Raw genomic sequence first — 9,827 nt, 5'->3', positions numbered from 1 at the left:
TCAAATTACTTTGAGTCTTTTAATGCAACAACGCTTACTATTGTCAGCGTTGTAAGTTCGAATAACTAAATTTAAATTTAGATTCTCACTTAAGACTTCTAAAAGAATTGCTGGTTTATTTTACTTAACTTATTTTCTGTTCAATTTTCAAAGACCATTTTCTTCATCGCCCTTAAGCGACTTCATTATCTTATCACTTATATATTTCCTTGTCAACAATCTTTTTAACTTTTTTTAATCAACTGTTTAACTTATCTATTTCATAAGTGACGAGTTACATAGTATCACGTTATTTTTGTTTAGTATTTCTATATTTACCTATTTTATTCATACTTATACCTTATTTTCTTTATTATCCTTTTATTTATTACAAATTACTTATAAAGATATTCTAGGTAGCGTTTTTGTCGAAGATTCTCATAACATATAGTATTTTTCTTTGTTTAATACGTAATAATATATATAATTATTTATATGGAGGTGATTTTTTTGAAAAAAATATTAAATAATGATTGGCAAGAATTATTACAAGATGAGTTTGATAAGGACTATTATCAAAACCTCAGAAAATTTTTAGTATCAGAATATAAAACAAAAACTATCTATCCTGATATGCATAATATTTTTAACGCATTAAATTTTACAGCTTTTAAAGATGTTAAAGTTGTTATTCTAGGTCAAGATCCGTATCATGGTCCAAACCAAGCACACGGTTTATCTTTTTCTGTTAATAAGGGAGTTAAAATTCCACCGTCATTAATGAATATCTACAAAGAACTTAACGATGATTTAGGTTGTTACATACCTAATAATGGATTTTTAAAAAATTGGGCTGATCAAGGAGTTTTACTATTAAACACGGTTTTAACAGTTAGGGCTCATGAGGCTAATTCTCATAAGAATATTGGATGGGAAATACTGACTGATAAGATTATATCATTACTTAATGAAAGAAAAGAGCCTATAGTGTTTATTTTATGGGGAAACCCTGCAATAATTAAAAAGAATCTTATAACAAACAGACATCATTTTATAATTACTTCTCCCCACCCTAGTCCATTATCTGCCTTTAGAGGTTTTTTGGGAAGTAAACCATTTTCTAAAACAAATGAATTTTTAAAGTCAATTAACATCTCACCTATAAATTGGCAAATAGAAAATATTTAAATAAAAAAGGCATAATATTTTATGCCTTTTTTACTTATTTTTATTTTTGTTTTTTTTATAAAATGAATATCCTATTGAAAATATTATTCCTATTACAGTGCCTGCCGAAAATGTTAATATTATATTGTCTATAAAAATTCCTAGGAATATACCTATCCCAGCACCTATTGCTATACCCTTTGCTAAATAATCATAATCTTCATCAGATAAAATTAACTTTTCCAAACTAAACACCTCTCTTAATTGAATTTCTTGTTTTAAATATTAATATTGTAATTAATAGTCTTCTAATTTAAAGTAAAATACTTAATAAACTTATTTAAGTTGAATAATACATTTAAAATATCTGTTATTTCTATTTTAATGCTTACTTCTTAAATATTTCTTAACTAAAACTTAAAGTAAAATTAATTATAGCAATATTTTACATCATTATGATTAACTTATAAAGAGGTATCATATACTTTTTTATTTCGTTTTTAAAATCATTTTTTTACTTTTTGTATTTTAATTTATTTAGAAATGATAGTTAATTTTATATGAACATATTTTTACATAAAAAAAACTAACTAAGTAAAATTAGTTAGTTTTCCTGGTGGCTCGACCAGGAATCGAACCAGGGACACGAGGATTTTCAGTCCTCTGCTCTACCGACTGAGCTATCGAGCCTTAACGATTTATATTTTATAAAATTTTTTATAATATGTCAACGTTTTTAGTAATTTTATTTTATAAATTTTATAACTAATATATTTAATGATTTAAGTTATTTTTATAAATTTGTATAAATATAATAAATTATAGTATTACTAGGAGTGTACCATGAAATATATATTATTTATCTTACTTATAATATTATTAGTAGCTACTTATCTTTATTATGATAGAAAACTAGCTTTAATAAAAAAACAATTAATGATAACTTCAAATCAATATAACATTATAAGAAATAAATATGATACTTTTAAAAGACCTGAGACTAATTTATCCATAAGGTTTATTAATCCCTCTTATAAAAGTGGAATAATCGCTACTGATTCTAAGTTGTATATAGCACCTTTAGATTCGTCTCAAATACTTAGAAAAACTAATATTCGTATGGAAGTTATAATATTAGATTCAGCTGAAATAAATAACCAAACTTGGTATTATGTAAACTTACCAATAGACAATTGTATAAATTGTAGAGGATGGATTAATTCCAAAGATATTTCTATATTCTATAGTGAGTCCTCTTCTTTAATTAAATCTAACTAAATGTATAAAATGAATCTATAAAATATAAATTCGTAAAAAAGTATATATTTTTATAGATTCATTTTTATTATATCTTAGACAGTTCTAATCATAATAACTATATATAATATTATTGAAAGAATAAATGGGATATTTATTATTCTTTCATTCTTATTGTTACATGCTACTGTAGAAATCCCCACATCTTCCACCTTTTTCTTGCTATTTATCTTTTCCAATGCATATATTATTGCGAATGAAATAGCTGCAAAAATTATAGCTATAGATCCATATATTATTACCAATGTTATTTTTTCTGAGTATGAAATATTTTTTAATGTAAGTTCTGTAGTTTCATTACTAACTGCTAATGCCTTTGTAACATAATTAGCTATCTTTGCCATAGTTACTGATGTACCGTTGACTATGAAATGTATTATCATAGATGCAAATATACTGTTAGTTATTCTTACAGCTAATGCCATTATAAATCCTAATACTGTAGCATATAAAAACTGTTGTGGATCTAAGTGTAAAATTCCAAAAAATAAACCTGTTATTATTGCTGCAACATACTTGTTCTTATCATCATATCCAGAAAGCACTATTCCTCTTATTGTAATTTCTTCAGTTATCGCAGGTAAAAGTGCAACAAGTGCCAATAATAATATATATGGTGTTGATGTTATTTCTGTAATGAATGCGCCAATTTCGTTATTAAAGAAAAACGTAGAAATTAGCGAAAAAAACGTCATTATAGGTTGAACTATGAATGCTAATAACATAATTAATAAAATATTTTTCAGCTCTAACTTATTAAGCTTTAAAGTCTCTTTAAATGATGATTTTGTTAATAATAAATATATTATTGCCGGTAATAAGAATAGTATTATATGATTAAAAAGAAGTATTAGCCTTGTATCTAATAATCCAATTTTAATATAAAAAGGCCTTAAAAGTAGTGGAGCCAATATTTCTATTATTAGTATGACTAAAAAATATAAATTTACCTTAAAAATTTTTTTCATATTTATCTCCTTGTTTATAGTATTTAATTAATAATTATTTAAGATATATAAGTATACTGTCATATTAAATCTTTATGATAAATTATATATATCTTATTATTTACGTTTATTATAAATATTAATGTATAAGTTTATATCTTAAGGGACATAATTATAATGAAGCGAGAAGGCTTCCACAGTTAATCGCCTCTCCCCCATTTTATTTATATACAAAAATAATCTCCTTTCTTACTTAAATGTATCTAAGGGGATTATTTTATTCCCCTTATTTAGTTAATTTTAAAATTTCTTTTCTTAAAATATTTAATGCATTCATTGTAGTTTTTTTTCTTATACGCTCTCTATTTCCTGTAAAATTAAATTTCTTTACTATAATATTACCTTTTATAAATATTCCTATATAAACTAATCCAATAGGCTTTTCATTTGTTCCACCACCTGGACCTGCTATGCCTGTAGTTGATATTGCTATATCAGTGTTGGTTGCTTTAGCAATACCTTCTGCCATTTCTCTTGCAACTTCATCACTCACCGCACCATACTTATCCAATGTTTCTTTTTTAACTCCTGCTCTTTTAATCTTTGATTCATTTGAATAAGTTATTGCTCCTTCTTTAAATACATCTGATATTCCTGGATATGATATTAAACTTGCTGCTACCATTCCACCTGTACATGACTCAATAGTAGAAATACTTAATTTTCTATCACATAACATTTTAGAAACAACAAATTCTAATGATTCATCATCTTCTCCATATATATATTCACATAGATTTTCTTTTATTTCAGTACATATGGGATTTATTAAATTATTGCATTCATCTTCACTACTTCCTTTTGCTGTTATTCTTAAGGTAACATCAACATCTTTAGCATAAGGAGCCACTGTGGGATTTGTACTATTTTCTATTAAATTACTCAATCTCTGAGCCATTAAGCTTTCACCTATTCCAAATAATCTTAGAGTTTTAGATTTTATAACTTCACCAGTTATATTTTCTAAATATTTTACTACATGATTATTAAACATAGGTTCCATTTCTCTTGGTGGTCCAGGTAGTATTATTAGAATCTTATCATTTACTGATATAATAGATCCTGGAGCTGTACCATTAGGATTAGGTAAGATTATAGATCCTTCTGGAAAATATGCTTGCTTTTTATTAGCTTCTACTACAGCTTCATCTTTCATATCTAAATATGCTTTTATCCATTCTAAAGATGGTTCATGAAGTATTAATTTCTTATTAAAAAATTTAGCTCCCAACTCTTTTGTTAAATCATCTTGAGTTGGTCCTAGCCCACCTGTAGTAATAACTAAATCACATCTATCAAAAGCCTCTCTAAATGAATTAAGAATTCTATCTTCATTATCACCAACTGTACTTTGATGATATACATCTATCCCTAAAGTTGCTAATTCTTTAGCCAAAAATTGTGCATTTGTATTAACTATATCTCCTAATAATATTTCTGTCCCTATAGCTATTATTTCTGCTTTCATTTCCTCACTTTATCCTCCTATTCAATACTTAATTTCATATAAATATTTTACCATAAATTATTAAAGGCTACTAATCCATAGATTAATAGCCTTATATTTACTTATATTTGTTAGCGTTAATATAATATTCACCTCTTTGATTTATACCTTCTTCTAAAATAGAAAAATTACTATCCTTAAGCATAGAGGTTATAATTTTTATATTGTTTTTATCAACGCTATCTAGTGTTATTGTAAAATTATCATTTTTATCTACAACTCCCATGTAGTCAAATATATTACTATATTCACTAAGTCCTAATCCTCCATTTATATCCATTTTATAATCTGGCATAGTGTACCTCCTATATTTATCTTTTGTATAGGATTTGCTCCGTAACATTTCTATCTATTTTATATTATTTTTTCTTAATAATTCTTTATTTATTCACTATGCCTATAGTTAATTTTTTCTAACTTCTTCTATTATTTTTTTAGCCTCTAATTCTGGAACCTCTTCATATCTTTCAAGCTCACTAGTAAAGCTTCCTCTTGCTTGAGTCATTGAACGCAAATCAGTAGGATACTTAAACATTTCTGACAAAGGTATTTCTGAAATGATTTTTTGTAAGTTCCCATCTGGTTCCATGCCCAAAACTCTACCTCTTCTTTTATTAACATCTCCTATTATATCTCCCATATATTCATCTGGTACGAATATTTCAACATGCATAATCGGTTCTAATAAAATTGACTTTGCTTGTTCTAATCCCTTTTTATATGCAATAGATGTTGCCATTTTAAAAGCCATTTCAGATGAATCTACTGGATGGTATGAACCATCATGTAATGTTGCTTTTAATCCAACAACAGGATATCCTGCTAAAACCCCTTTTTCTATACATTCTCTAAGACCTTTTTCTACTGCTGGTATAAAGTTTCTTGGAACAACTCCACCTACTACGTTATCTACAAATTCTAATTCACTTCCTCCGTCTTTTCTTGGTTCAAATTTTATTTTTACATCTCCATATTGTCCATGTCCTCCAGATTGCTTTTTATGTTTACCTTGAACATCTGCAATTCCCTTTATAGTTTCTCTATATGGTATCTTAGGAAGTCTTAAAACCACTTCAGCTCCAAACTTATTTTTCAATTTACTTGCTATGACATCCAAATGAGTTTCTCCAATACCAGATATTATCGTTTCTGCATTTTCTGTATCTCTTGAAATTGTAAATGTAGGGTCTTCTTCTAATAATCTTTGAAGTGAACTAGATATTTTATCTTCATCACCTTTGGATTTTGGTAGTACTGCCATTGACATAGATGGTTTGGAGAAATTCATTTTATCATATATAATTTTATTGTTTATATCACATAAAGTATCTCCTGTTTCCGTGTACTGTAACTTAGCAACAGCAGCTATATCTCCTGCTACAACTTCTCTTGTCGATATTTGGTTTTTTCCCTTCATGAAGAATATATTTGCTAACTTTTCTGGTTTATCTTTATTGCTATTTATAACATTAATTTCATTAGATAATTTTCCTGTTATAACTCTAAATAAAGATATTTTACCAACAAATGGATCCGCTATAGTTTTGAATACTAATGCAGAAAACGGCTTATCTTCATCTAATTTTATGAAAACCTCTTCACCATTTTGCATTGATACTGCTTTTTGGGGAATTGAATATTTAGGTGATGGAAAACATTCTACTACATCCTCTAAAAAACATTTCATTCCTATAACCTTTGAAGCACTTCCACACATAACTGGTGCTATTTCTCCATTAGCACAGCCTTCTATAAGTCCATTATAAATCTCTTCATCACTTAGTTCCCCTTCACTGAAGTATTTATCTAATAGCTCTTCATTAGTCTCTGCTACTGCTTCCATAATCATTCTCTTACATTCATCTATTTTTTCTATAAGCTCTTCTGGAACTTCCATTTCTTGAATTTTATTGGTTTTTGCATCATGAATTCTAACTCTTCTTGATATAACATTAATCACGCCTCTAAAATTATCTTCCGATCCTAATGGATATTGAATTGGAACAACACTTATTCCAAACTTCTTTTTTAACTGAGCTAATGTTTTATCAAAATCTGAGTTTTCTCTATCCAATTTATTTATAAAAAATGTTCTTGGTAACTTTATCTTATTACAATAATCCCATGCCTTTTCAGTTCCAACCTGAACCCCTGATACTCCACATACAACTATAGTTGCTACATCTACAGCTCTCATACCTTGTATTAGCTCTCCATAAAAGTCAAAATAACCAGGTATATCTACTAAATTTATTTTTGTTTCATTTACTTCTATTGGAGCTATAGAAACTGAAAGAGAAATCCCTCTCTTTTTTTCTTCCTGATCGAAATCTGTTACTGTTGTTCCATCTTCTATTTTCCCTAACCTATCAGTATTTCCTGTATTAAATAGTAATGCTTCTACCAGTGAAGTTTTTCCTGATGCTCCATGGCCAATGAGACCAATATTTCTTAAATTTTTTATTGTGTAATTTTTCATACTACTTCATAATATTTGATTAAATATTATGATTCACCTACCTTTCATTTAAAATCTAAATAATTTTTTTCAATTAGCATTATTGGAAAATTCTTATGTTTATAAATTTTAAATCTGTGGTTATATTTTTAATAAATCCATCTTAAGTGCAGGTTTTAATCTATTTTATTAATTATAGAATAACATAAACTTTTTTTATTTTCCAGAATATTCAGATTATTAATCCTTGTTCTATCTTATATTTATCTTTATTCAGTAATTATAAAAATAAGTACAAAAAGCGTATCTATCTAGATATTATAGCTACACTTACTGTCATCTTAATTTTTAACATATCTATTTGTATATAATCATATTTAAATAAATATTTATTTAAATATTTTCCTTTTTAAATGTTCATAATTTATTTCCTAGAAAGTTTATACTCATAGTAAATATTATGGATACTATTTGAGAAAGAGAGGCATTGAAATTTAAATTATCCACTAATATTAATCGAAGTATATTATTTATAAAAAGAGTAACTAAATTTATAACTATAAATTTAAAAGTTGTTATAATTTCTTTACTTTTTGCTTTAAAAACCCATATATTATTCCACAAGTAACTATTAATCATTTCAAACAAAAAAGGACATCCATTGCTGAACATCCTAACTCAATCTTTTTTAATCTTAATTGCTTTTATTAATTTTATTACTAAATATCCAATAATGGCTCCAGATGTGTCTATTAATACATCTTTAAATGACATACTCCTTCCAGGAATGAAATATTGATGTATTTCATCAGTACATGCATATAAAAACACAAATACAATTGAATATATCATATTCTTCTTATTTTTAATATAGAATTTGCTAACATTACAAGCTAATAAAAATAGTATTAGATATTCAGAAAAGTGAGCGACTTTTCTAACTATAAGGGTAGTAAGCTCACCAAAATATTCATTTAATTCTATTCCTATAAAATTAAGTGCTTTTACAACCAAATCACTTTGACCACTAGAAATATCTCCTGGCTGATGTGACATGTAAAATATTATGCTCATCCATATTAACAGCATTATCCATGATATTATCTTTTTGTTTTTACTCATAAACATCTCCTTATGTATAATGATTATATATAACTATTATACATTAAGTTAATAATCTTTTGCATATTATATTGATAACTGTATAATAAAGTTTTAATATCAATCCTTTTCAACCAAATATCTGTTAATATATGCTAATGATTGTTCTAGCATACTCTGTCCTCTTTCTAGGTCTTTAACATTTACCTCTAAATTATATATTCTTTGTTCCACTAAATTCATTATTTGTTTTATATCATTTAATAACTTAGCTTCATATGAAACCTGAACTCCATCTGAGTCTATATAAATTCTTTCCGGAACAGATCCGCATTTAGAGCATTTAGCATAGATACTTTTATTCTCTATATCTCTAAATATTTTAAATGTATCATTATTACAATTTGAACAATTAGGCAACATCGTAAAGTCTTGAGTAGATACATCAATATCATATTTAGATTTACAATAAGCACAAATTAAATGTAATTTATCTTCTTCACTTTCAAGAAAAAATCTATTTCCGCTACATCCTTCTTTTTCACATACAAAAGTTCTTATCATTTCCTAATCCACCCTCCTTATTTAGAGAGATTATCTCTCTACAAATTTAATATGCCTAAATATATTACTTTATTCTTATTATTTACATTAATTTTATATACATATATCTTAAAAAGTAAAATGGATCTAAATTTAATAATTTAGATCCATTAAATATTTTAACTATTACAAAATTCATTTAATTCTTTTAATGCTGCTTCTACTTCTTTTATAAGCTCGTCTATCTTGCCTGTATTTTTACCTGCTAATACAAGCTCTCTTTTCTCTAACTTCAATTTTATTAATCTTTGCTCTAGATCATCCTTCTTACCCATAACAACACTCCCCATCTAAGGATAAGACCTTAAAACTTTTACATTTGATATCATATATTAATTATATATTATTTTTCAGCTTATTCCTAATTAAAATTTTAGAAAATTTTAAAACTTTTTCGACATTTGGTACATATATACATAGTCATACTATTATTTAAAATTGTATAATATGACTAATAACCTAAAATTTTAATAAAAAAAAGAAGCTATGATAACATAACTTCTTTGGTGGAGGTAAAGGGATTCGAACCCTTGACCCCTTGCGTGCAAGGCAAGTGCTCTCCCAACTGAGCTATACCCCCAAATATGGTGGACCTTCAGGGACTCGAACCCCGGGCCGACCGGTTATGAGCCGGTTGCTCTAACCAACTGAGCTAAAGATCCATGTTACCTGGCAACGTTCTACTCTC

Annotated in this window: 10 protein-coding genes and 3 tRNA genes; 2 read left to right on the top strand and 11 right to left on the bottom strand. The window is 26.8% G+C overall.

The genetic code is table 11. The features are described 5' to 3' along the window. Positions 1 to 489 precede the first annotated feature (489 nt). Positions 490 to 1,167, top strand: a complete 678-nt coding sequence (locus AAT22_RS00260; protein WP_016209157.1) for a uracil-DNA glycosylase — start codon at positions 490 to 492, stop codon at positions 1,165 to 1,167. A gap of 30 nt (positions 1,168 to 1,197) precedes the next feature. Here AAT22_RS00260 and AAT22_RS00255 read toward each other — a convergent pair whose 3' ends face one another. Beyond that, positions 1,198 to 1,401, bottom strand: a complete 204-nt coding sequence (locus AAT22_RS00255) for a hypothetical protein (protein ID WP_242835170.1) — start codon at positions 1,399 to 1,401, stop codon at positions 1,198 to 1,200. 359 nt (positions 1,402 to 1,760) lie between these two features. Further along, positions 1,761 to 1,836: transfer RNA gene (locus tag AAT22_RS00250), tRNA-Phe, on the bottom strand. A 153-nt stretch (positions 1,837 to 1,989) separates the two neighbouring features. Between AAT22_RS00250 and AAT22_RS00245 the strand changes: the two genes are divergently transcribed. Then, entirely contained in the window at positions 1,990 to 2,424 is a 435-nt protein-coding gene (locus AAT22_RS00245) for a hypothetical protein (protein WP_016209159.1), read from the top strand. A 74-nt stretch (positions 2,425 to 2,498) separates the two neighbouring features. Here AAT22_RS00245 and AAT22_RS00240 read toward each other — a convergent pair whose 3' ends face one another. The 9 genes from AAT22_RS00240 to AAT22_RS00200 all read right to left on the bottom strand — a co-directional run bounded on the left by AAT22_RS00240 (position 2,499) and on the right by AAT22_RS00200 (position 9,801). Then, entirely contained in the window at positions 2,499 to 3,431 is a 933-nt protein-coding gene (locus AAT22_RS00240; RefSeq protein ID WP_046999880.1) for a type II CAAX endopeptidase family protein, read from the bottom strand. A gap of 265 nt (positions 3,432 to 3,696) precedes the next feature. Then, entirely contained in the window at positions 3,697 to 4,938 is a 1,242-nt protein-coding gene (locus tag AAT22_RS00235; RefSeq protein ID WP_046999879.1) for a competence/damage-inducible protein A, read from the bottom strand. A gap of 97 nt (positions 4,939 to 5,035) precedes the next feature. After that, on the bottom strand, positions 5,036 to 5,272 hold the full coding sequence (locus AAT22_RS00230) for a hypothetical protein (RefSeq protein ID WP_016209162.1): 237 nt from the start codon (positions 5,270 to 5,272) through the stop codon (positions 5,036 to 5,038). Between the two features lie 108 nt (positions 5,273 to 5,380). Beyond that, a complete protein-coding gene (fusA, locus tag AAT22_RS00225) occupies positions 5,381 to 7,456 on the bottom strand; it encodes an elongation factor G (RefSeq protein WP_046999878.1) in 2,076 nt (691 codons plus the stop codon). A 657-nt stretch (positions 7,457 to 8,113) separates the two neighbouring features. Further along, a complete protein-coding gene (locus AAT22_RS00215; RefSeq protein WP_046999877.1) occupies positions 8,114 to 8,557 on the bottom strand; it encodes a VanZ family protein in 444 nt (147 codons plus the stop codon). A gap of 99 nt (positions 8,558 to 8,656) precedes the next feature. Beyond that, the gene (locus tag AAT22_RS00210) at positions 8,657 to 9,100 is read right to left on the bottom strand and encodes a hypothetical protein (protein ID WP_016209166.1); all 444 of its coding nucleotides are present in this window, start codon (positions 9,098 to 9,100) and stop codon (positions 8,657 to 8,659) included. A gap of 158 nt (positions 9,101 to 9,258) precedes the next feature. Beyond that, positions 9,259 to 9,414, bottom strand: coding sequence for a hypothetical protein (locus tag AAT22_RS19215; protein WP_172654992.1), 156 nt, complete (start codon positions 9,412 to 9,414; stop codon positions 9,259 to 9,261). Between the two features lie 229 nt (positions 9,415 to 9,643). Beyond that, positions 9,644 to 9,719, bottom strand: a tRNA-Ala gene (locus AAT22_RS00205). A 5-nt stretch (positions 9,720 to 9,724) separates the two neighbouring features. Continuing rightward, positions 9,725 to 9,801, bottom strand: a tRNA-Ile gene (locus AAT22_RS00200). Between the last annotated feature and the right edge of the window lie 26 nt (positions 9,802 to 9,827).

This window comes from Clostridium sp. C8 (assembly GCF_001010885.1).
GTDB classification, from domain to species: domain Bacteria; phylum Bacillota; class Clostridia; order Clostridiales; family Clostridiaceae; genus Clostridium; species Clostridium sartagoforme.
This window is presented reverse-complemented; position numbering and strand designations above follow the sequence as displayed.